Consider the following 21206-nt stretch of genomic DNA (forward strand, 5'->3'; position numbering starts at 1 on the left):
TGACTGGAACCGAGTGTCAGGAGGCACCATGGCCAACCCACTCCCCCGCGACCCCATTGCCGACGCGCAGCGCAACTGGGAGCGTTCCGGCTGGGGAAATACCGCTGCACCCATGGCCGCAATCACCGCGATCATGCGCACCCAACAGATCCTGCTGGCCCGCATCGAGAACGTCCTGAAGCCTTTCGGGCTGACGTTCGCCCGGTATGAACTGCTCGCCCTGTTGAGCTTCGCCCGTACCGGCGCCCTTCCCATGAACAAGGCCAGCGCACTGCTCCAGGTCCACCCGACGTCAGTCACCAACGCCGTCGACCGCCTGGAGAAGTCCGGGCTGGTTGTCCGATCCCCGCACCCGACGGACGGACGCACCACGCTGGTTGAACTCACCACGGAGGGGCGCACCATGGCAAAACGTGCGACGGCGGCACTAAACAACGAGGTTTTTTCCCAGTCAGGCTTTGCCGACGATGATGTTGAACACCTGATTCGTATTTTCGGTTCATTCCGGCGCAGGGCGGGCGACTTTAACGACGTCGACGACCTCTCAACCCGGTAAAATCCGCGGAAAAATAAGTATACTGACATTATCTTCACCTATGTTCCAATCCAGCGAACAAAGGGGGAACATCATGGGAGTAGATGAGCGGGCCCCGGGATCCCAACGGCTGCGCACTGACATTCAAAAGGCGACCGTAGGCTTGGGCCTTGTTTTCCTGGTGGTCGGCATCTTCGGGTTCATCCCCGGATTCACCACCAATTATCAATCGGTGCAATTTGCGGGGCATGAGTCCGACGCCATGCTTTTGGGATATTTCCAGGTCTCGATCCTGCACAATATTGTGCATTTGCTGTTCGGCATTGCAGCAATGGTTATGTGGCGCACGCCGTCAGCGTCGCGGAATTTCCTGATCGGCGGCGGCACTATTTATTTGGTGCTGTGGCTCTATGGATTGATTTTCGGCAGCAACCTACCGGCCAACTTCATACCGGTGAATACCGCGGACAATTGGCTGCACTTCGGACTGGGCATTGTCCTCCTCGGCTTGGGCTTGATCCTCTCGCACTCCCCGCGCGGCGCAGAGCGCCCGGTCTGAACAGTACCGCCTGAACAGCACCGCCTGATCAACGCATTCAGGGACCAACTGTCAACGGAAAGCCAGGAAGGAAAGTTCTATGACTACCGATAACGGCCAGACAGAATCCGCCGGCGAAGCCGCGGAAGACACGGAAGCTACCATTCCCGACGTCGGGAGGCCGCTGGAGGGGACCGGCGAGAACGAGGGAACCAAGGAAAAGCCTTCCCGGCAGGAAGGCGGGCAGGACAGCGGCCCGGGCCCCGGCAAGGAAACGGACGACGTCGAGAAAGCCAAGCCCGATCCCGAGAGCATCGTCAACACGACACCCTCGGACTAAGCGCGAATTGGAGGGGCAGGAACAGGCCCCGGGACAGTGACGACGTACAGTGACAGACGTACGGTGACGGACACTGAACCGGGGCCTGTTTCGACATGGAACGACGTTGCGGGGGACTACTTCACGAGCCCTTGCAGGAAGTTCTTGGGGCGCTGCATTTCTCCGTGCCTTGCACCGAGGACGATCACCCAGCCGGCAAAGACCGGAATGGCCCATTGCAGGATCCTCAGCTGATTCTGCGCAGCCTTGAGTTCCTCGGACGCTCCCGGCCTGGGCTCCGTTGCACCTTCACCGCCCTCCTCTGAAAGCTTCTCAACCTTGCTCCCGAGTATCCCGGCATAGAACGTCACCGCTGCACCCGCCAGGGTGACCACGGCCTTGTAGATGCTTAGCCTGCCTACGCCCTCCTGCTTGAGGAGCCGCCCCTTGTTTTCCCACGTCACTGCCATGCCCGCAAAGATATGGGCGATGAAGGCAGCGGCCTGGAAAGGAGCCCACTTCTTCCAGCCAAGGCTGGAAAGCCGGGTCCGCTCGGCCGGGTCCCGGGCTTCCGCGGCCGCCCCATTGAGTCCGATGGCCCCCATGAGGGCACTTCCGAACCAGGCGCCGGCTGTGAGGTCGTGTATGGACCGTGCAAAGAGATTTCCTGACATGATGCTTTCCTCCTGCTGTGTACTGATGGCCGATTCATCGAAAGCAGCGGTGCCACGAAGGCAGCCGCCGCAGAGCAGCTGTCGATTTTTCAGGACAGGCGACTACAGAATAATAAGCATGCTGATTGATTTCCCGAAAGGGGCTCGGAAAAAACACAAGACAGGGCTGTCTGGCGGGAGTAATATTCTTCCAATGCATCTGATTGCCGGGGTCACGAAGCGCCAATAAGGACCGAGTCGGCCGGAGAACCAGCCTCCACGGTCATGTTGAGAGGAGACTCCGATGTCGAAGTCATTGATGCTCCTGGTACTCGCCGCCCCTGATTCAGAACAGGGAGTCTTTGGGGAGCAACACGGCGCAATCAGGGGTCAAGCGCGAGCCATAATTGAGGACATCCTGCAGGGGACAGCCCCGGAGGAACAGTATCTGCGGAGCCGGCTTGAGCGCTGTGTGGCCAGGCATCCGGGCCGGCCGGAAGAGGCCCTACTGGAACACTTGATGCAACGCGACGGCCATGTCGGGATTATCGTGGCGTGAGCGTCGGCGCCGCGACCAGCCTGCGCGACCAGCCTGGGCGTGAGCCTACATTCTGTGGTGGTCGATCAGCCATCCACCCATTTGACGGGCCCGAAGGGATGCCTCCAGGTCGCCTTCCGAGGCGGAGATGATGGAACCCTTCATGAGGATGTGCCAAGACCGCGCAAAATCTTCCGGATCCCTCAGTCCCGCTTCTTCGGCGAGGACCTGGATGTGGCCACGTATTCTCGCGAGGTAATCGATGCTCGCCCGCCCCAAGGGGTGTCCCGGGCCCATCTCCAGCAGGATGTTAATGAAGGAACAGGCCTCGAAATCGTCCCGACGGAACCAGTCCGCAAAGACGTCGAAGATGGAGAGCAGCTGTTCCGAAGGTGTCGTTGCACGCTTGCGGGCTTCCTCGATAATCAGCTCCACGGTCCAGACCTGGTCCCGCCGTTCGAGGAACGCCAGGACCACATCGTCCTTGGAGGGGAAGTGCCTGTAGAACGTAGCCTTCGCAACACCTGAGGAGGCGATCAGCTCATTAATGCCGACGTCCCGGACTCCGCGGCGGGAAAAGAGGTCGTAGGCCACGTTCAGGACACGTTCAGTGGCATCGACACGGCTGCGGCTCGGAGTGGTGGCCGGGGCGGGCTCGATATCGGAAACCGAAGAAGGCAGCTTCGGCGCCTCCAGGGTTTCTGTCGGCGCGGGCTCTATAAAGGGCTGCTCTGGGGAATTCATCGTCGCACAGTCTACACGGCAACAGACAGACCTGTCTGTCTATGCCTCTCCCTAATAAAGGAAGATGTCTATCCACTCGCGGTTATGGGCGTGCAGCAGGACCAGGAACAGGACGAAGTCAAAGAGCAAGTGCACGGAAACGATGTAGGAGAGCGACTTCGTGGCCGAGAAGATCCGCGCCTGCAGCAAGGCGAACGGAAAGATGAACAATGGGGCCCACGACCTGAACCCAAGCTCCCACAGGAAGGACGTGAACAGAACGGCCTGCAGGATATTGGCCTGCCATTCCGGGAGGTGCCTGCGCAAGAGGGTGAAGGCTGTGCAGATGAAGAACAACTCATCCCAGATGCCCAAGGCATTGGTGCCAAGGAACAGCCGGAAGATGTCTTCGGTGTCTGAGGCCGCCGGCCAGTTCCGGTAGACCTCCGTCCGAACCATATAGACGGGCAGCACCGCGTACCCCAGGACCAGCACGACCGGCAGGTACCATTTCTCGGCTTTCGTCCAGCGTTGCCCTGTCAGGACGGGAAACCGCACGGCATGGTCCTTGAACACGAAACGGGACACGAAATAGGGGAACCCCACCGCAACGATCATGGCCGTCCCCATAACCACCATGTGTTCGGTACTGATGTCCGTGGTGATCGGCACCGCCGACATCACCGCCAGGCCGACTCCAATCAGGGAAAGATCCTTGAGCAACTGCCTGTCAATGAAGCCGGCGGCCAGCAACGCCAGCACCAGCAGGGAAAATCCCAACAGCCGGTTTTCCAGGGCGAACAAGACAAAGCCGGCCCCGGATACCAGCACCGCTGGAACCAGCTTGAGCCGTTGCCTGATGATTGTTTGCGGGGATGTAGAGACACTCATGAGCTGAAGAACCTCACTTTGTTCCGTCTTCCGATCATCCATCAGGGAAGGCCACTCGGCCACCCTCTAGGAATGTTTGAAGACCGGCTCCCGCTTCTCCGCGAAGGCGGCCATGCCCTCTTTCTGGTCGTCAGAGGCAAACAAGGAGTGGAAGAGCCTGCGTTCAAAGACCACGCCGTGGGCGAGTCCCGTCTCAAAAGCCGCGTTCACGGCTTCCTTGGCAAGCATGGCCGCAGGCTTGGACTTGGAGGCGATAACCTCCGCGGCCTTCAGTGCCTCTTCGACGACGTCGGCGGCGGGCACGATCCGGGACACCAGCCCTGCCCTCTCTGCCTCCTCGGCTTCCATGGTGCGACCGGTCAGGATCAGGTCCATAGCCTTGGCCTTGCCGATTGCGCGAGTTAGCCGCTGCGAGCCACCCATGCCCGGGATGACGCCGAGATTGATTTCCGGCTGGCCAAATCGGGCGGTGTCACCGGCAATGACGATGTCGCACATCATGGCGAGCTCGCAGCCTCCTCCTAGGGCATAGCCGGAAACCGCCGCAATGAGCGGGATGCGGAGCCTGGTGAGGTCCTCCCATTGCCGGAACCAGTCGAGGGCGTACATTTCCAGGTAGCCCTTGTCCGCCATTTCCTTGATGTCCGCTCCTGCAGCGAAGGCCTTTTCGGAGCCCGTAATCACTACCGCACCAACGCCGGTATCCTGGTCCATCGCCGTCACGGCCGCGACCAATTCGGACATGGTTTGCCCATTGAGGGCATTGAGCGCCTTGGGGCGGTTGAGCGTCACGAGCCCCACCCGTCCACGCTGCTCCACCAGGATATTGCGATACTCGTCAGCCAAGCCTCTCCCCTGTCTTTATTCATGGCATTCACCGTCTGTTCAGGCTACCCGCGGTAGGCCAAACTGGCTGCATGAACACAACGACTGGAAAAACTGCCGGGAAAAAGGACCGAATCGTCATCGTCATCGTCTCCGTCATCGCAGTGCTGGTCGTGACAGCAGTGGCCGTGGTTTTCTTGCGCGGAGATCCCAAAACGCTGGAGGAGTCAACCCCCGCAGGAGTTGTCCAGCGATACAGCAGCGCGGTCATTGAGGGGGACACCGCAGCCGCGAAGTCCTATCTGACGGAGGACGCGCAGGCGCGATGCAGTGGCTACTACGGGACGATGGAGGCCTCCCGCATCGTCTTGGTCTCGACGACCGAGCGAGCCGAGTCCGCGACGGTGAAGGTCTCCATCGTCAACTCCTACTCCGGCGGACCCTTTGGACCGTCTGAAACGCAGATGGAGGACGCGTTCTCCCTGGTGAAGGTCAATGGCAGATGGATGATTGACCAGGCCCCTTATCCGCTCATGAACTGTGGTGGAACGCCGGTGAAGCGATGAGCTCGCCTTCTTCGGCAATGGTTTCCACAGCGGGTCCGGCCCAAAACGTCCTCCGCCGGCTGATCCTGTACGTGCTGTTGTTCGCGTTAGTGATAATCACGGCGATCGGGATCAGTGGGCTCCTTGAGCGCCTCCTCAGTTCCGAGTCAGTGCTTGCCACAAGCGCCGTCGGCGGCCTTGCCCGCGCCTTTGCCTTCACCTTGATCGGGGGACCGCTCGCGGGCCTGCTCTGGTGGTTCGTTTGGAAGAGGCTGGACGAGGAGGCGGAGCGAGCCGCACCCGGATGGGGCCTTTATCTTGCCGGCATGTACACGGTCTCGCTCGTCGTTGCGACTACCGGGCTGCTTGCTACCGCAACTTCCTTCATCGGGCGCTTCGAGCCGCAATGGTATTCACCTCTGTCCAGCGGACTGGTGTGGAGTGGAGTGTGGCTGTGGCACCGTTGGATGTGGCGGCACACATTCAAAAGCCCAACAAACCTTGACGATGTCCCCGCCGTCCTTGGAACGCTCTTCGGCCTGATCCTTGCTACCGGCGCTTTCATTAGCGCCTTAAGCGGTTTGCTGGACGTCGCCATCCGCGGTGATAGCAGCCTCACCCCGGGCACGGACCTGTGGTGGCAACCCGTGCTACGGTCCTTGATCTGGGCCATAGGCGGGGGCCTCATTTGGTGGTGGCACTGGTTCCGCGGGGGAGGACATCGGCTACGGACCGGCCTCATGAATGTTGCCCTCATCGTTGTGGGGGTATTCGCCGCAGGCCTGACTGCGTTAGGCGGGTTCGGCGTCGTGCTCTTTGTGCTTTTGCGGCTGGCCTTCGACAGGAGCAACAGCATCACTGGGCTGCTGGAGCCGCTCGCCCCCGCACTGGCAGCCGCCGCCGTCGGCGCCCTGGTATGGCGCTATCACCGCACTGTGGCAGCGGAACGATCCGCTGAGACAAGGCGCGCGAGCCTGCTGGTGACATCGGGAGTTAGCCTGGTGGCAGCTGCCTCCGGCGTCGGTGTCATCATCAACGCAACCCTTGCCGCAGCGGTTTCGCCGCTGGCAGGAAGCGCCACGCGTACCCTGCTCCTTGGAGGCATCAGCTCCCTCGTTGTTGGAGGTCCCGTCTGGTGGCAGGCGTGGAAGCCGATGAGGCGGCCGCAATCGGCCGAGGACATCCCTCCCGGCAGGCGTGTCTACCTCATCGTGTTCTTCGGGATCAGCGCCGTGGTTGCGCTCATCGCGCTACTGGTCATTGGGTACCGGCTTTTCGAATTCCTCCTCGGCGAGGTGTCGGAAGGCAGCATGCTGGACCGGGTCCGCGCTCCCTTCGGGCTGCTGGTGGCGGCCGGGCTCGTGGCGGGCTACCACTTCGCGGCATGGCGGCATGACCGAGCGCTCGTCGCCGCCGTCGCGCCCAGGGCCCGGACGATAGGGCATGTCACCCTGGTGACAGGTTCCAATGAGGAAGTGTTGTCCCAGGCCGTCAGTGACGCAAGCGGAGCCTACGTCACTGTTTGGAGACGTGCCGACGGCGTCGCCGCACCATCCGCCTCGGAGGCCGGTTCGGCGGCCCCTACAGGAGTCGATGGCGAGTCGGGGGTTGACGAGGAGGCGCGGGTGGACGAGGAGGCGCGACAGGCGGCGCTTCGTGAGCAGGTAACCAAGGCCCTTGAAGGCATCACAGCAGGACATGTGCTGCTTGTAGTCGACAGGGAAAATGGCCAAAGAATGCACATTGACGTGATTCCGGTGGAGACGGGCGGTGCGGTCCGATGAAACGCGGCCTCCGCCGTCGTCCGCGCGGCCCGGGCTGTCATCCTCCGGCCCGCCAGGCTACCCGCCGGACTTCTCGCGGATGTCGTTGATGATGCCGGAGAAATCCCGGGTCGCTCCGTCGCCCTCTGCGAAGGCGTCGTAGATTCGTGAGGCCAGCCTGCCCATTTCAGCCACTGCTCCGGTGCCCTCCACTGCATTCACCGCCAGCCGAAGGTCCTTGGCCATGAGGGCTCCGGCGAATCCGGGCTGGTAGTCCCTGTTGGCCGGACTCGTTGGGACAGGGCCGGGCACCGGGCAGTTCGTGGTCAGCGCCCAGCACTGCCCAGAGGCGTTGGAGGCTACGTCGAACAGCACTTGATGGCTCAGGCCAAGCTTTTCCCCGAGCACAAACGCTTCGCAAACAGCAATCATGGAAACACCGAGGATCATGTTGTTGCACACCTTGGCGGCCTGCCCTGAGCCGTGGTCCCCGCAGTGCACGATCCTCCGGCCCATCACTTCGAGCACCGGTTTCACGGTTTCAAAGTCTTCGGGCAGGGCACCCACCATAAACGTCAGCGTTCCCGCTTCGGCGCCCACCACGCCACCGGAGACTGGAGCATCCACGGAGCGGTGACCGGCCTCGAGGGCGATTTCCGCAGCCTCCCGGGCCTCGTCCACATTGATGGTGGAGCAATCCAGGAACAGCGTGTCCGGTGGTGCCTGGGACAGGAGGCCTGGCCCGCCGTCGACTCCCCGATAGGCATCCAGGACATGCCGGCCGCTGGGAAGCATCGTCAATACGACTGACGCGTCCTTGACGGCTTCGGCGGCGGAATCCACAGTGGCAATGCCGTGTTCGCGTGCGGCCTCCAGCGCAGCCGGCACGGGATCGTACGCTGCCAGGCTGTACCCGGCCTTGACCAGGTTCACCGCCATGGGACCGCCCATATGCCCCAGTCCGAGGAAGGCAATGGTACCGATGGCGGCAGGGTCGGGGGTTGGGTTTTCCGTCATTTCGTCTCCTTTGACTGCACTTTCAGCGAACCTTCCGGCCTTCAGGACACTTCAGCTGGCATCTGCCCGGATGGAGGCGAGGCCCAGTTCCCGCTCGCCCAACGGGGCGAAGAATCCCTCGACGATGTCTGTGGACACTTCCGCCAAAGACGCCGGCCGCCACCGCGGGTTGCGGTCCTTGTCCACCACCTGCGCCCGGATGCCCTCGCGGAAATCGGGACCTTCAAGGCAGCGCAGCCCTACCCGATACTCCTGGTCGAGCGCTTCCTCCAGGCTCATTCCCCGGACCCTCCGGAGGGAGGCCAGCGTAACCTTCACGGCCGTCGGCGATTTCGTCTCGATCATCCTGGCGGCGTCAGCGGCGTCGCCGCCCACGGCATGAAGCCGGGCCACGATCGTGCTTGCGTTGTCCGAGCCGTAGCAGGCGTCGATCCAATCCATGCTGGATTGAAGGGCCGACGCCGGAGGTTCTTCGGCGAAGCGCTCGACGGCGGCCTCGATCGTCCCGTCTTCGAGTGCGGCTGCGAAGTCGTCCAGCTTCCCGGACGGCACGAAGTGGTCGGCCAGGCCGAGGAAGACGGCGTCGCCGCCGTCGAGGTGGGCTCCGGTCAGGGCTGCGTGGGTCCCCGCCTCACCCGGCGAGCGCGACAGCAGCAGGGTGCCGCCGACGTCGGGCACAAAACCAATGGTGGTTTCCGGCATGCCGGTACGCGTCCGTTCCGTCACGACGCGCACCGAGCCATGAGCCGAAATCCCCACTCCCCCGCCTAGCACGAGGCCGTCCATCAACGCGATGTAGGGCTTCGGATAGCGGGCGATCAGGGCGTTCAGCCGATACTCCATCCGCCAGAACTCAGGTGTCCGGTCTCCCCCGGCGAGGATATCCGTATAGATGGCAACGATGTCGCCGCCGGCACACAGGCCGCGGTGTCCCGCTCCCCGCAGGAGGACGGCCTCCACGTCGTCATCCCCGGCCCACTCGCTGAGCTGCTCAAATATGGCGGCCACCATCCCTGCGGTGAGGGCGTTGACGGCGTTGGGCCGGTTCAGGATGGCGACGCCGAGCCTCCCCCTGCGCTCGAACAGCACCTCATCAGTGATTGCGGGGTCCCCCATTAGCTTCCTTCCGGCATGATGAAGCTGGCGCCCTGGCGAATGCCGGAGGGCCAACGCGAGGTCACCGTCTTGGTCTTGGTGTAGAAGCGGAAGGCGTCCGGGCCGTGCTGGTTCAGGTCGCCGAAGCCCGACGCCTTCCAGCCACCAAAGGTGTAGTAGGCAATGGGCACGGGGATGGGGACGTTGACCCCCACCATGCCTACTTCAACCCTGCTGGCGAAGTCGCGCGCGGAGTCGCCGTCGCGGGTGAAGATCGCGACACCGTTGCCATATTGGTGCTCGCTGCAGAGCCGGAGCGCTTCCTCGTAGTTGGCCGCCCGAATGACGCTCAGCACAGGCCCGAAGATCTCCTCCTTGTAGACCTTCATGTCCTTGGTGACGTGGTCGAACAGCGTGGGACCCAGCCAGAAGCCGCCGTCGTAACCTTCCACGGTGAGGCCGCGTCCGTCAGCCAGGAGCTCGGCGCCATCATCGAGCCCGGACTGGATGTAGCCCTCGATCCGCTCCTTGGCGGCCCCCGTCACAACGGGTCCGAAGTCCACGTCCTTGTCCAGGCTGGGGCCGACTTTCAGCTCCTTGACGCGCTTTTGCAGCCGCTCAACAAGGGCGTTGGCAGTGGCCTCGCCAACGGGCACGGCTACGGAAATTGCCATGCAGCGCTCGCCGGCGGACCCGTAGCCGGCACCGATCAGGGCGTCGGCTGCCATGTCCAGGTCGGCGTCGGGCATGATCACCATATGGTTCTTGGCGCCGCCGAAGCATTGGGCGCGCTTGCCGTGCGCCGCCGCGGTGGCGTAGATGTATTGGGCGATCGGCGTGGAACCGACAAAGCCGATGGCCTTGACGCGCGGATCCTCGAGAAGCGCATCCACTGCCTCCTTGTCCCCGTTGACCACGTTGAAGACCCCGTTGGGCACTCCGGCCTCGCTGTAAAGTTCGGCCAGGCGCAGCGGCACCGAGGGGTCGCGCTCTGAGGGCTTGAGGATGAAGGCGTTGCCGGCAGCCAGGGCGGGTCCGGACTTCCACAGTGGAATCATCGCGGGGAAATTGAAGGGGGTGATCCCAGCTACTACGCCGAGAGGCTGCCGCATGGAATGGACATCGATACCTGCTCCGGCGTCGTCGGTGAACTCGCCCTTCAGCAGGTGCGGCGCGCCGGCCGCGAATTCCACTACCTCGATGCCGCGCTGGATGTCACCCTTTGAATCCAGAAAGGTTTTGCCATGCTCCGAGGACAGCAGTTCGGCGAGCTCGTCCATGTGCTGGTTGACCAGATCGACGAACTTCAGCAGGATCCGGCCCCTGCGCTGGGGATTCATGGCGGCCCATTCGAGCTGCCCCTTCTCCGCGTTGGAAATGGCGTTGCCGACTTCTTCCCTGCCCGCCAGGGGGACGCGGGCCTGCACTTCACCGGTGCAAGGGTTGTAGACGTCGCCGAAACGGCCGGAGGTGCCTTCGATCCTTTGGCCGTCAATGTAATGGGAGAGTTCGCGCACCATGATGGAATGCTCCTTTGCATCGTGTGAATGACCTGCCGCGTAGTGTGCGGACACTGCTCAGACTGTGACCCAGGTCATCTCTGATGCCGAATATACTCGGACTTCCTACTAATTTCCAGAGGTTCGGCCAGCGGCCAGCCGGGTGCTCATCCGATGCGCTTCCTCAAGGAGAAGCCTGCCTAGGAACTCCTGCCGCTCGGGCCTGAAACGCGGCTCGATGCCTGTGAGGGACAGCGCCCAGGCTGGCTTTCCCTCCTGGTTGAACACCGCCGCCCCCATCCCCCAACTGCCCTCCAGGACCAGGCCGGGATTCACGGAATAGCCGCGCAGCCGAGTCTCCTCCAGGTTGTGCCGTACGACGTCGGCAGTATGGCCGACGGCAAACTCACCGGCATGGGCGGCCCAGCCTGACAGGAGGCTTTCCTGCTCGTCGGCAGGAAGGAAAGCCATGATGGCCATTCCTGCGGAAGCAACTCCCAGCGGAAAGCGCACACCCTCATGCAGCACGAACGACCTCACCGGAAAACTGCCTTCTTCCCTCAGGACGCACACAGTTTCATTGCCGCGCCGGATGGAGAAGAAGGCGCTCTCTCCGGTTTCCTCCGCAAGCCTCTGCAGGCTGGGCCGTGCAATATCCTCCATCGGAAAGCGCGCCGCGGCGACCGAGCCGAGGAGGAACACCTCGGGACCGAGCACCCATTTCCCCGTCGCGGAGTCGTGGTCCAACAGCCCTTCGGCCGCCAGGGATGCCAGGAGGCGATGCACCGTGGGCCTCGTCAATCCGGATTCCCGGACCAAGCCGGCGATCGACGTGCCTTCAGGTTTGCGGCCCACGAGCCGCAGCAGCTGCGCCACCCTGCCCACCACCTGGGCACCCTGGACAGCGTTTGGCTGGGCCTTTGCCGGAACTCCACGTTGTGCCATCTGCCACCCTTCACCTTCTCAAAGATAAATCATCCACAATATGGACAATAAGCCCGCCGTCGTCCACACCCTGAGCAATCATGCTTTCTCGGCCATTGATGCCATTGACCGCCACTGGAGGGGAACCAGTAGGCTTCCATTTCAGCAGAAAAAGTCCACAAAGTGGATAGCCAACCCCATAAGGAGATCCGATGGCCAAGCTCCGCGCCACCCCAGCCTCCGCGCTGCAGGACATCCTGCACGACGGCATGACCCTCGCAGTCGGAGGCTTCGGCCTCAGCGGCATTCCCGCTGACCTTATCGATGCCGTAAGGGATTCCGGGGTCAGGGACCTTACTGTCGTTTCGAACAACATGGGAGTAGACGGCAAGGGCCTCGGAGTCCTGATCGAGGCCGGCCAGGTCCGCAAGGTCGTCGCCTCCTATGTGGGCGAGAACAGGCTGTTCGCCGAGCAGTACCTTTCCGGGAGGCTCGAGGTCGAATTCACGCCGCAGGGGACGCTGGCCGAGCGCCTGCGGGCAGGCGGCGCGGGCATCCCCGCCTTCTATACCCGGACCGGCGTCGGGGCAGTCGTGGCAGAAGGGAAGCCGCACGAGGAATTCGACGGAAAGCTGTACGTCCGCGAGCGCGGCATCGTGGCCGACGTCGCGCTTGTCCACGCCCACACGGCGGACACGGACGGCAACCTGAGCTACCGCTACACAGCGCGGAACTTCAATCCAGTGGTCGCGACGGCCGGCGCGGTCACCATTGTCGAGGCCGAAGTCATCGTGGAGCCGGGAGTCCTGGACCCCAACCACGTCGTCACCCCAGGGGTTTACGTCCAACGGCTCGTGCAGGCCAGCAACCGGGTGAAGGACATCGAACAGCGCACCGTGCGTCCGCGTCGCGAAGCCGTTTCGGCCTGAATGATCGACTTCCTGATCCAACCTCCTGAGGAGAACAACCATGGCATGGACACGTGAGCAAATGGCCGCCATCGCGGCGGAAGAACTCAACGACGGCGACTACGTCAACCTCGGGATCGGCATTCCCACGCTCGTCGCCAACAACCTGCCCGAGGGCGTCCGGGTGGTGCTGCAGAGCGAGAACGGATTGCTGGGCATGGGTCCGTTTCCGTTCGAGGGCGAGGAAGACGCCGACCTAATCAATGCGGGGAAGCAGACCGTCACGGTCCTGCCCGGCGGCAGCATCTTCGACTCCGCCACTTCATTCGGCATGATCCGCGGCGGCCACGTGAAGGTGGCCATCCTCGGTGCCATGCAGGTGGCCGGCAATGGCGACCTGGCCAACTGGACCATCCCAGGAAAGATGGTCAAGGGCATGGGCGGCGCCATGGACCTCGTCGCCGGCACACCCCGTGTGGTGGTCTTGACTGAACACGTCGCCAAGGACGGCACACCCAAGATCGTGACCGAATGCACCCTCCCCCTGACGGGGCAGGGCGTGGTGGATCGAATCATCAGCGACCTCGCAGTTTTTGACCTCTACAAAGACGACGGCGGCAACCAGGGTGACGGCGGCGATCACCACCCGCGGCTGGTCCTGACACGCCTGGCTCCCGGCGTGACAATGGAAGAAATCCGGGAGAAGACCCAGGCGAGCTTTGACATCCGGCTCGAAAAAGAAGGAGTGGCAGCATGAGCCTGCGCGAACAATTCAACAAGGACGTCCTGCTGACCGGCTGGGGACACAGCCGCTTTGGCAAACTCAACGAAGAAACACTGGAATCCCTGATCGTCCAAGTGGCCACCGAGGCCCTGGCCAATGCCGGCGTCGAACCCGGACAGATCGATGAAATCTACCTTGGCCAGTTCAATTCCGGCATGATGCCCCTTGCCTTCCCGTCGTCCCTGGCCCTGCAGGTCTCGCCCGAGCTGGCCAATGTTCCGGCCACGAGGGTGGAGAACGCGTGCGCGTCGGGTTCGGCGGCCTTCCAGCAGGGCGTCAAATCCCTCCTCGCCGGCACGGCCCGGAATGTGCTGGTTATTGGGGCGGAAAAGATGACGCACGCCAGCGCCGACGTCGTAGGAGCTGCCCTGCTGGGCGCCGACCATGACATGGCCGGCAAGGCCTCCAACACCGGCTTTACCGGGCTTTTTGCCGAGGTGGCAAAACACTACGAAAAGCGTTACGGTTCCAGCCTCCCCGGAGGCGGGAAACTCGGTGACGTCCTCGGAACCATCGCCGCCAAGAACCACCGCAACGGCGTTGACAACCCCTACGCGCAGCTTCGGAAGGACCTGGGCGAGGAGTTCTGCCGCACTGTGTCGGACAAGAATCCGATGGTGGCGGACCCGCTGCGCCGCACCGACTGCTCCCCCGTGTCCGACGGCGCTGCCGCCGTCGTGCTGTCCACCTCACCCGGGTCGGCCGCCTCCACAAGCCCGGTGCGACTGGCCGGTTTCGGCCACGCCAATGACTTCTTCCCTGCCGAGAGGCGGGATCCGACGGCGTTCGCCGCCACCCGGGTGTCCTGGCAGCGCGCCCTAACGATGGCCGGCGTCGGAATCCAGGTCGTGGACTTCGCCGAAGTCCACGACTGCTTCACCATTGCCGAACTGCTGATGTACGAGGCGATGGGGCTGACGGAGCCGGGCCAGGGCGCCCGCGCCTTGGAGGAAGGCTGGGTCTTCAAGGACGGCAAGCTACCTGTCAACGTCTCCGGCGGGCTCAAGGCCAAGGGTCATCCTGTCGGCGCCACCGGCGTTTCCCAGCACGTTATTGCCGCCATGCAACTCTCGGGCACCGCCGGGGATATGCAACTGGCCAACCCGCGCACGGCCGCCGTGCAGAATATGGGCGGAGTGGGGATAGCCAACTACGTCAGCGTGTTGGAGGCCGTCTAGGGAGCCCCGCTGGAACTCCCCGCTTTTGAGGCCCGACGACGGCCGCGCCCGCATTGTGGCGCGGGTCGCCGTCGAGGATTCCCGTCAAAGGTGGGGAGTTCCAGCGCCCTAGGAGTAAGCGCCCTAGGGGTAGGTGTCCAGCCGCCTAGCCCCGGCTTCGGATCAAAGAAGCAATCTCCGCATAACCCAGCCGCTCGGCATTCTGCAGGGCAGTGCGTCCTTGGGCGTCGCGGATATTCGGATCGGCCCCCGCTTCCAGGAGGAGCCTGACCACTTCCTGCTGCCTGGGACCACCGTTGTTCAGCAGGATGGCCTCCTGGATGGCCGTCCAGCCCAGGTTGTTGACATGGTTGACGGGGACGCCGGCGGCTATGAGGATCCGCACGGTTTCCACGTGGCCGTGTTCGCTGGCAGGGATGAGCGCCGTCCCTCCGAAGCGATTCGTGCTCCTGACGTCCGCGCCATTGGCGAGGGTCAGCTGCAGGACCTCGTTGAAGCCCTCCGCCCCGGCATAGAGGAATGCCGAGTCCTGGATAGCGTCCTTGGCATTGACGTTCCCGCCCGCCGCGATCAACTCAGCCACGCGTTTCGGATCGTTGGCCTTGGCAGCGCGGATGAGTTCGGCGTCCAGTTGCATCTGGGCTTCCTGGCTGAGGGCCGGTTTGCTGGACTGGGCGCCGGTTGGCGACGCGGGTGCTGAGGTTGTTGAGGTCACCGTCGGCGGCGGGCTTCCCGACGCAGGGCTTCCCGACGCCGGGCTCCCGGGCGGCGGGCTTCCGGGCGGCGATTCCGCCGCCCGGCCACCAACGCAGCCCGAAACCGCCAGGGCAAGCGCTATCAGCAGCGCCGAAGCCGCAGCGCCTCGCCGTGGCAGTCGACGTCGCCGTTGCCGTTGCCGTCCACCACGCATCACAAATCCGAGCCTACGCCGACGCCCGTAGACCTCAAGTTACTTCGCCAGTCCGGCGATGGCCTCGGCACCTGCCGTGGCGCAGGCCTCGTCGAGCATCCCATCAGGGGCACCCCCGACGCCGATACCGGCCACAGAGACGCCGTTGACCTTCAGCGGAACACCGCCGGCCAGGAAAAGGGTTCCCGGAAGGTCGTCGATGCCCGGGCCGTTCCCGGTGACGCGCTTCGCAAGTTCGCTGGTGGGAGCCCCGAAGGCGGCGGCCGTGTAAGCCTTCTGCTTGGCCGCTTCAATGGTGTGAGCGGCTGCGTTGTCGCCGCGCAACAGCGCCTGGACGGTGCCGAAGCGGTCGACGAGCGCCACGGTGACGAACGGCAACTTGTCCGACTGGCACTTGGCCAGGGCGGCGTTCACCGCATTGCTCGAGGCGCCGGCCGTGACCCGGTTCTGCGCAACCACGCTCTCGGGTGCCGGAGCCGCATCATTCATGCGGGAAACGGCAGGTGCGGCAGGGGTTACAGCATTGGCGACGGCGGTTACGCCTCCGGTCAGCACCAGTGCACCGACAGCGGCGGCGGCGAACATCTTGCTGGACTTCTTCACGTTTACTCCTTCTGGTTCCATGACGGGTACAAATCCATGGTTCCGTGGGAGCGGAAGGAGGGCATCGGCCTGCCGGTTGGGGTGACCTCATGCTTTTCGCCAGGCGTATCAGCCAAAAGGCTGAGGGCACTGCCGGGCTTCCGGCGCCTAGCATTGTGGAGAAGACCATCACAGCAACGGGAGCCACATGCCCGCAACCACCACAGGCAGAATCGACACAGGCCGAATCGACGCCGCAGTCCACCTGGGCTTTGCTGTGCTCATGGTGGCTTCCGGAGTCCGCTATGTCCTGCGCCATAGTCCGGAGGACAACCTTTGGGTGCTGGCCCTCGCCGTCGCGGTCTGCGCGCTGTACGCGGTGATCGCCGTGCTTGCGCAGCGCAGGAAGCCCTGGGTTCCGTGGATGTTCGCGCTCGTGGCCCTGTGGGCGGTCCTGGTGATCGTCGCGCCAAGCTTCGCCTGGGGTTCGCTGGCCGTGTTCTTCCTCTGCCGCACCGCGTTCGACGGCTGGGTGGCGTATGTGGCGGGAGGAACGACGGCGGCTGCCACCGCCGTCGGGCTCTTCCGGCTCAGCGGCGGCACGGATATCGCCATGCTGCTGGGGCCCCTGGCCGCCGGTGTACTCCTGACCCTGGTCTATGACCGGATTGAGAACGACGCGTTGGTGCAGCGCCAACTTCACGAGGAAGTGGCGGAAGCACAGCAACGGCTGGCCGCCAGCGAAAGGGCTGCCGGAGTGGCGGCCGAACGCGAGCGCGTTTCCCGCGAAATCCACGACACCGTGACCCAGGGCCTTGCCAGTGGAGTCCTGCTGCTTGAGGCGGCCCATCGCTCCTGGCCCGAGCCCTCTGCGCGCGCCGACGTCGGCCGTGCCACCGCGCTCCTGCGCGAGAATCTGTCCGATACTCGTAGCCTGGTCCACGAGCTGTCCACGCCCTCGATGGATCATGCACCGCTCCCCCAGGCCTTGCTGGAAGCGGCCTCCCGTTACCTTCCGGGGGTCCGGCTGCAGGTCACCGGCGGGCCTCGGGAACTACCGCCGGATGTTCGGCATGCCCTCCTCCGCGTGGTCCAGAGTGCCGCCGCCAACATCAAGTTCCACGCCCGGGCAGAGAACGCGAGTGTCACTCTCGGTTACCTTCCGGGTGCAGTCACCCTGGACGTTTTCGACGACGGTATCGGCTTCGACCCCTCAACCGCACCTTCACCCTCGAAAGCCGGAGGCTACGGCCTGCGCGCTATGCGACAACGGGTGGAGCAGCTGGGAGGAGTATTCTCCGTTGAAAGCGCGCCGGGCGAAGGCACCGTGGTGGCTGCCTGGCTGCCCACTAATGAACGAGACGGTGAAGCAGGGGAATCCTTATGAAGACCATCAGCGTGGTCCTTGTGGATGACCACCTCGTGGTCCGCAGCGGGCTCAGGGCGCTGCTCGGCACCCAGGCGGATATTGCCGTCGTTGCGGAGGCATCGACAGGTGAGGAGGGCCTCGCGGCTGCCGCGGAGCATACTCCCGATGTGGTCATGATGGACCTGGCCATGGGGCCGGGGCTGGACGGAATCGAGGCAATCAGGAAACTCCGGCAGGCCAACCCTCGGCAGGCCGTCCTGGTATTCACCACTTACGACTCCGACGCCGACATCGTCAGGGCCGTAGACGCCGGGGCAATGGGTTATCTGTTGAAGGACGCGGCCCCGGAGGAAATCTTCTCGGCCATCAGGGGCGCTGTGGAGGGCCGAAGCGTAATGAGCGCACCGGTGGCCTCCAGGCTCTTCCAGCAGATGCGCAACCCCGAGGAGATCCTGACGCCGCGGGAGGCCGAACTGCTCAGCCTCCTGACGCAGGGCCTGAGCAACCGTGAGCTGGGCAGGCGATTGTTCATCTCCGAGGCCACCGTCAAGACGCATCTGGCCCACATCTACGCCAAGCTGGGCGTCGAAACGCGTGCGGCGGCCATAGCCACAGCCATCCGTCGCGAGGGGATGCGCTGACGCCCAAGTTCGGTAAGTTAGTGGCTGTGAAGATAGCTACCTGGAATGTGAACTCGCTGCGTGCCCGTGCCGACCGTGTTGAGGCCTGGCTACAGCGCAGCGACTGTGATGTGCTCGCCATCCAGGAGACCAAGTGCACCGACGACAACTTCCCGTGGGAACTCTTCGAACGGATGGGCTACGAAGTGGCGCACTTCGGCGTGAACCAGTGGAACGGGGTGGCGATCGTGTCGCGGGTCGGACTCGACGACGTCGAACGCACCTTCCTGCAGCAGCCGCCGTATGGCAAGGATGGCAAGGACCCGGTGCAGGAAGCACGGGCCATGGCCGCTACCTGTGGAGGGGTGAGGGTGTGGAGCCTTTACGTTCCGAATGGCCGTTCCCTGAACGATGAACACATGCCTTACAAACTGCAGTGGCTGGACATCCTGAAGAGCGAGGCCGCCAAGTGGCTCACCATCGACCCGGAGGCACAGATCGCCCTCACGGGTGACTGGAACATTGCCCCGCGGGACGAGGACGTCTGGGACATAGACTACTTCCGCAACGCGGAGCTGACCCACGTCAGCGAGCCGGAGCGCGAAGCCTTCAGGGCGTTCGAAACCGTTGGCTACACGGACGTTGTCCGCCCCTTTGCTCCGGGTCCCGGCGTTTACACCTACTGGGACTACACACAGCTTCGCTTTCCTAAGAAGGAGGGCATGCGGATCGATTTCATCCTTACCTCCCCTGCTTTGGCCTCCCGTGCGACCGGGGCCATGATCGACCGTGAGGAACGCAAGGGCAAGGGCGCTTCGGACCATGCTCCCGTCATCGTGGAGTTCGCAGACTGAGGAAGGGGTTGGTCGTCAATGAGCGGAAATCTGTATCGGGGCCAGGCGGGACTACCCTTCTCTTCCGCGCTGCGCATTTACGAACCTCTTGAAGCGTTCCCCCTGGAACAGAGGCGGCAACTCGTGGCAGCCAGCAGCAGCGGCGGCTCCCGTGCCGCCATCGAAAACGCGGAGCTGCTCGCCTCGCTCGGCAGGATAACGCGCGACGGCGGCGACCCCTTCCCCACGGGCCGCACGGATCTGGTGCGGATTACCCGGATTCCAGAGGACAGTTCCGGCGGTTCGGACTCCTCCCAGGGTTCCGACCACTCCAGCAGCTCGGACCCGAGCAGGAAAGACGACAGCGACGGCCGGCTTCTGTACTGCCCCAGCCAGCTGGTGATCCGCGCAGGGCTGGCAGCCAACGCCCTGATGGAGGGCATCCACGGTCCCTTGGCGGAGATGCTGATCCCCGTCGAGCAGCGGGACCGCCACCAGCTGCGCATTGACCGCGCCACGGCCGGGGAAGACGCGAAGCGGGTTCACACGAGGGCGTCCACGTGGGGCATTCCCTTCAGCTGGTTTTCCCTCTTCGCCGAATCGGACCGCAAGGACGTGGTGGAATCGGGCGGACGGATCCTCACGGTACGGGTGTGGACGTCGTTGATGGAAGCACTGGAGCGTGCACGCTTCGCCGTGGCTCATCTTGCCCTGGCCGCTCCAGACCTTGACATGCTGGACGACCTCACGCAGCTGACGGAGTGGCTGGAGCTGTTCCACGTGCAGTCCATGGTGGAGCTCGACTACGGCGCCGTGGCAGACAAGGTGTATCCGGACGATTCGCCGATGGACGTGCGGCTGGGGATCGAATGCCTTGCGGAAGGCGATATGACCGGAGCCGCCGCAGCCTACCGGCGGCTGGCCTCGCGCTGGATCCCGATCCGACAGCTTGCCCGGGCTTCCTGAGTGGGGGCTTGTGGCCTAGCGCGACGGCGGTGCCGTTGATTCGCGAACGATCAGGTGATGTGGTGCCAGCATTGAACGCACCGCTCCTGTAGTACCGGCAAGTTCGTCGAGAAGCATCCGCGTGCCCTGCTGGCCCTGCTCCACCGGATCCTGGGCAACAGTGGTCAGTCCCATAGCATCCGAGAACTCATGGTTGTCGATTCCGATGATCGAAAGGTCTTCGGGGACCTGCACTCCCCTGCGCCGTGCCTGAAGCATTGCGCCGATAGCCATCTCATCCGAGGCGCAGAAGATGGCCGTCGGCTTGGGCCCGGGCTTGGCCCAGAGCGTGTCAAAGCCTTCCTGACCGCTTCGCACGGTGAAATTCCCGTAGATGTCCCACTGGGCCGGCATCGAGGCCCCGGCTTTTGCCATGGTTTCCATGAAGCCTTCCACACGGAGCCGCGGCACTGTGAAGTTAAGGTCCGAATCGTCCTGGCCGTGGAGGAGGGCGACTTCGCGGTGGCCCAGTTCGATCAGGTGCGTGGTGGCCTCGGCCGCAGCAGCATAGTCATCGATACCGATGCTGGGACAGTCCTCAACAGGCCCACCCACGACGATCAACGGAATGTCGATGCGCTGGAGGTCCTCAATTTCCTCATGCGCAAGAGACATACACAGCACCAGGAGCGCATCGATCTGCTTGTAGACCATCGTCTTGCTGAAGAGGCGTTCCCGGGCGCCACGTTGTCCGCCAAGGTTAAAGAGGGAGAGGTTGTAACCCCGCTGATGGAGTTCGCGGTCCACGCCTTCAATGGACTTGAAGAAGAACCACCTGTCCACGTATGGCGCCAGGACCCCCACCGTCTTGGTGCGACCAGTGGCCAATCCTGATGCGGAGGACGACGCCACATAGCCAAGCTGGCCGGCGATGTGGAGGATCTTGTCCCGGGTGGCCGGGGAGACGCGAGGCAACCCCCTGACCGCACGGGAAACTGTGGCAGTGGACACGCCAGCAGCCGTGGCAACATCTTCGATGCTGACGCCCGTGTGGCCACCTCGCTGGGACCTACCTGTTGTTTTTGCCACAGGTGCCCCTCTCTGACCGCCTCTAATCCGCCATTTTGCTTTCCAATGACGAGAAAACAGTCTATTCTGTGCAGCCGTCGGTCACGCAGTGCTAAGGCGATCTGCGTAACCGACGGCGCATTT

General features: G+C 63.5%; 24 protein-coding genes. 13 read left to right on the forward strand and 11 right to left on the reverse strand.

From position 1 onward, the window contains the following. Positions 1-28: 28 nt before the first annotated feature. The 3 genes from J7E82_RS15190 to J7E82_RS15200 all read left to right on the forward strand — a co-directional run bounded on the left by J7E82_RS15190 (position 29) and on the right by J7E82_RS15200 (position 1413). Entirely contained in the window at positions 29-556 is a 528-nt protein-coding gene (locus J7E82_RS15190) for a MarR family winged helix-turn-helix transcriptional regulator (protein WP_214864074.1), read from the forward strand. Between the two features lie 73 nt (positions 557-629). Next, complete coding sequence (locus J7E82_RS15195) at positions 630-1094, forward strand: DUF4383 domain-containing protein (protein WP_214864076.1); 465 nt, start codon at positions 630-632, stop codon at positions 1092-1094. A 79-nt stretch (positions 1095-1173) separates the two neighbouring features. Then, positions 1174-1413: a hypothetical protein gene (locus tag J7E82_RS15200; protein WP_214864078.1), complete on the forward strand. Its 240-nt coding sequence runs from the start codon at positions 1174-1176 to the stop codon at positions 1411-1413. A gap of 116 nt (positions 1414-1529) precedes the next feature. Here J7E82_RS15200 and J7E82_RS15205 read toward each other — a convergent pair whose 3' ends face one another. Beyond that, the gene (locus J7E82_RS15205) at positions 1530-2066 is read right to left on the reverse strand and encodes a hypothetical protein (RefSeq protein WP_214864080.1); all 537 of its coding nucleotides are present in this window, start codon (positions 2064-2066) and stop codon (positions 1530-1532) included. A 283-nt stretch (positions 2067-2349) separates the two neighbouring features. Here J7E82_RS15205 and J7E82_RS15210 point away from each other — a divergent pair, with 283 nt between their 5' ends. Further along, positions 2350-2604, forward strand: coding sequence for a hypothetical protein (locus tag J7E82_RS15210; protein WP_214864082.1), 255 nt, complete (start codon positions 2350-2352; stop codon positions 2602-2604). 45 nt (positions 2605-2649) lie between these two features. On the opposite strand, the gene J7E82_RS15215 is transcribed toward J7E82_RS15210, so the two are convergent. The 3 genes from J7E82_RS15215 to J7E82_RS15225 form a co-directional block, all read right to left on the reverse strand. Then, complete coding sequence (locus J7E82_RS15215) at positions 2650-3327, reverse strand: TetR/AcrR family transcriptional regulator (RefSeq protein ID WP_214864084.1); 678 nt, start codon at positions 3325-3327, stop codon at positions 2650-2652. A gap of 51 nt (positions 3328-3378) precedes the next feature. Beyond that, a complete protein-coding gene (locus J7E82_RS15220) occupies positions 3379-4197 on the reverse strand; it encodes a CPBP family intramembrane metalloprotease (protein WP_214864086.1) in 819 nt (272 codons plus the stop codon). A 66-nt stretch (positions 4198-4263) separates the two neighbouring features. After that, positions 4264-5043 (reverse strand): enoyl-CoA hydratase, encoded by a 780-nt coding sequence (locus tag J7E82_RS15225; protein WP_214864088.1) that lies wholly within the window; start codon positions 5041-5043, stop codon positions 4264-4266. 71 nt (positions 5044-5114) lie between these two features. Between J7E82_RS15225 and J7E82_RS15230 the strand changes: the two genes are divergently transcribed. Both J7E82_RS15230 and J7E82_RS15235 read left to right on the forward strand, forming a co-directional pair. Continuing rightward, entirely contained in the window at positions 5115-5588 is a 474-nt protein-coding gene (locus J7E82_RS15230) for a hypothetical protein (protein WP_214864090.1), read from the forward strand. 17 nt (positions 5589-5605) lie between these two features. Next, positions 5606-7351, forward strand: coding sequence for a DUF5671 domain-containing protein (locus tag J7E82_RS15235; RefSeq protein ID WP_251041947.1), 1746 nt, complete (start codon positions 5606-5608; stop codon positions 7349-7351). 57 nt (positions 7352-7408) lie between these two features. Here J7E82_RS15235 and mmsB read toward each other — a convergent pair whose 3' ends face one another. The 4 genes from mmsB to J7E82_RS15255 form a co-directional block, all read right to left on the reverse strand. After that, positions 7409-8347, reverse strand: a complete 939-nt coding sequence (gene mmsB / locus J7E82_RS15240; RefSeq protein ID WP_214864094.1) for a 3-hydroxyisobutyrate dehydrogenase — start codon at positions 8345-8347, stop codon at positions 7409-7411. A 51-nt stretch (positions 8348-8398) separates the two neighbouring features. After that, positions 8399-9463 carry an enoyl-CoA hydratase/isomerase family protein gene (locus J7E82_RS15245; RefSeq protein ID WP_214864096.1) on the reverse strand — a complete coding sequence of 355 codons (1065 nt, stop codon included), beginning with the start codon at positions 9461-9463 and terminating at the stop codon, positions 8399-8401. Continuing rightward, positions 9463-10962 carry a CoA-acylating methylmalonate-semialdehyde dehydrogenase gene (locus J7E82_RS15250; protein ID WP_214864098.1) on the reverse strand — a complete coding sequence of 500 codons (1500 nt, stop codon included), beginning with the start codon at positions 10960-10962 and terminating at the stop codon, positions 9463-9465. Before J7E82_RS15250 ends, J7E82_RS15245 begins: the two co-directional genes overlap by 1 nt. Before the next feature lie 108 nt (positions 10963-11070). After that, positions 11071-11886 (reverse strand): IclR family transcriptional regulator, encoded by an 816-nt coding sequence (locus J7E82_RS15255; RefSeq protein WP_214864101.1) that lies wholly within the window; start codon positions 11884-11886, stop codon positions 11071-11073. A gap of 191 nt (positions 11887-12077) precedes the next feature. On the opposite strand from J7E82_RS15255, the gene J7E82_RS15260 reads away from it, so the two are divergent. The 3 genes from J7E82_RS15260 to J7E82_RS15270 are packed head-to-tail and all read left to right on the forward strand — an operon-like array spanning position 12078 to position 14735. Beyond that, positions 12078-12794 (forward strand): CoA transferase subunit A, encoded by a 717-nt coding sequence (locus tag J7E82_RS15260; RefSeq protein ID WP_214864102.1) that lies wholly within the window; start codon positions 12078-12080, stop codon positions 12792-12794. A 40-nt stretch (positions 12795-12834) separates the two neighbouring features. Beyond that, positions 12835-13530 carry a 3-oxoacid CoA-transferase subunit B gene (locus tag J7E82_RS15265; RefSeq protein WP_214864104.1) on the forward strand — a complete coding sequence of 232 codons (696 nt, stop codon included), beginning with the start codon at positions 12835-12837 and terminating at the stop codon, positions 13528-13530. Beyond that, entirely contained in the window at positions 13527-14735 is a 1209-nt protein-coding gene (locus J7E82_RS15270; RefSeq protein ID WP_214864106.1) for an acetyl-CoA acetyltransferase, read from the forward strand. The genes J7E82_RS15265 and J7E82_RS15270 overlap by 4 nt, the downstream gene beginning before the upstream one ends. A gap of 145 nt (positions 14736-14880) precedes the next feature. Here the strand turns inward: J7E82_RS15270 and J7E82_RS15275 are convergent, their stop codons facing one another. Then, positions 14881-15450, reverse strand: a complete 570-nt coding sequence (locus tag J7E82_RS15275; protein WP_308113871.1) for an ankyrin repeat domain-containing protein — start codon at positions 15448-15450, stop codon at positions 14881-14883. Positions 15451-15684: 234 nt separating this feature from the next. Beyond that, complete coding sequence (locus J7E82_RS15280; protein WP_214864108.1) at positions 15685-16248, reverse strand: heme-binding protein; 564 nt, start codon at positions 16246-16248, stop codon at positions 15685-15687. Positions 16249-16435: 187 nt separating this feature from the next. Here J7E82_RS15280 and J7E82_RS15285 point away from each other — a divergent pair, with 187 nt between their 5' ends. Genes J7E82_RS15285 through J7E82_RS15300 form a run of 4 tightly spaced genes read left to right on the forward strand, consistent with a single transcriptional unit; the run spans position 16436 to position 20015 of the window. Further along, on the forward strand, positions 16436-17614 hold the full coding sequence (locus tag J7E82_RS15285) for a sensor histidine kinase (RefSeq protein ID WP_214864110.1): 1179 nt from the start codon (positions 16436-16438) through the stop codon (positions 17612-17614). Beyond that, positions 17611-18237, forward strand: coding sequence for a response regulator transcription factor (locus J7E82_RS15290; protein WP_214864112.1), 627 nt, complete (start codon positions 17611-17613; stop codon positions 18235-18237). Before J7E82_RS15285 ends, J7E82_RS15290 begins: the two co-directional genes overlap by 4 nt. Before the next feature lie 26 nt (positions 18238-18263). Beyond that, on the forward strand, positions 18264-19070 hold the full coding sequence (locus J7E82_RS15295) for an exodeoxyribonuclease III (RefSeq protein WP_214864114.1): 807 nt from the start codon (positions 18264-18266) through the stop codon (positions 19068-19070). 18 nt (positions 19071-19088) lie between these two features. After that, a complete protein-coding gene (locus J7E82_RS15300) occupies positions 19089-20015 on the forward strand; it encodes a hypothetical protein (protein ID WP_214864116.1) in 927 nt (308 codons plus the stop codon). Between the two features lie 15 nt (positions 20016-20030). Here J7E82_RS15300 and J7E82_RS15305 read toward each other — a convergent pair whose 3' ends face one another. Continuing rightward, a complete protein-coding gene (locus J7E82_RS15305; RefSeq protein WP_214864118.1) occupies positions 20031-21083 on the reverse strand; it encodes a LacI family DNA-binding transcriptional regulator in 1053 nt (350 codons plus the stop codon). Between the last annotated feature and the right edge of the window lie 123 nt (positions 21084-21206).

This window comes from Arthrobacter sp. ISL-30 (genome assembly GCF_018613855.1).
Taxonomy (GTDB): Bacteria; Actinomycetota; Actinomycetes; order Actinomycetales; family Micrococcaceae; genus Arthrobacter.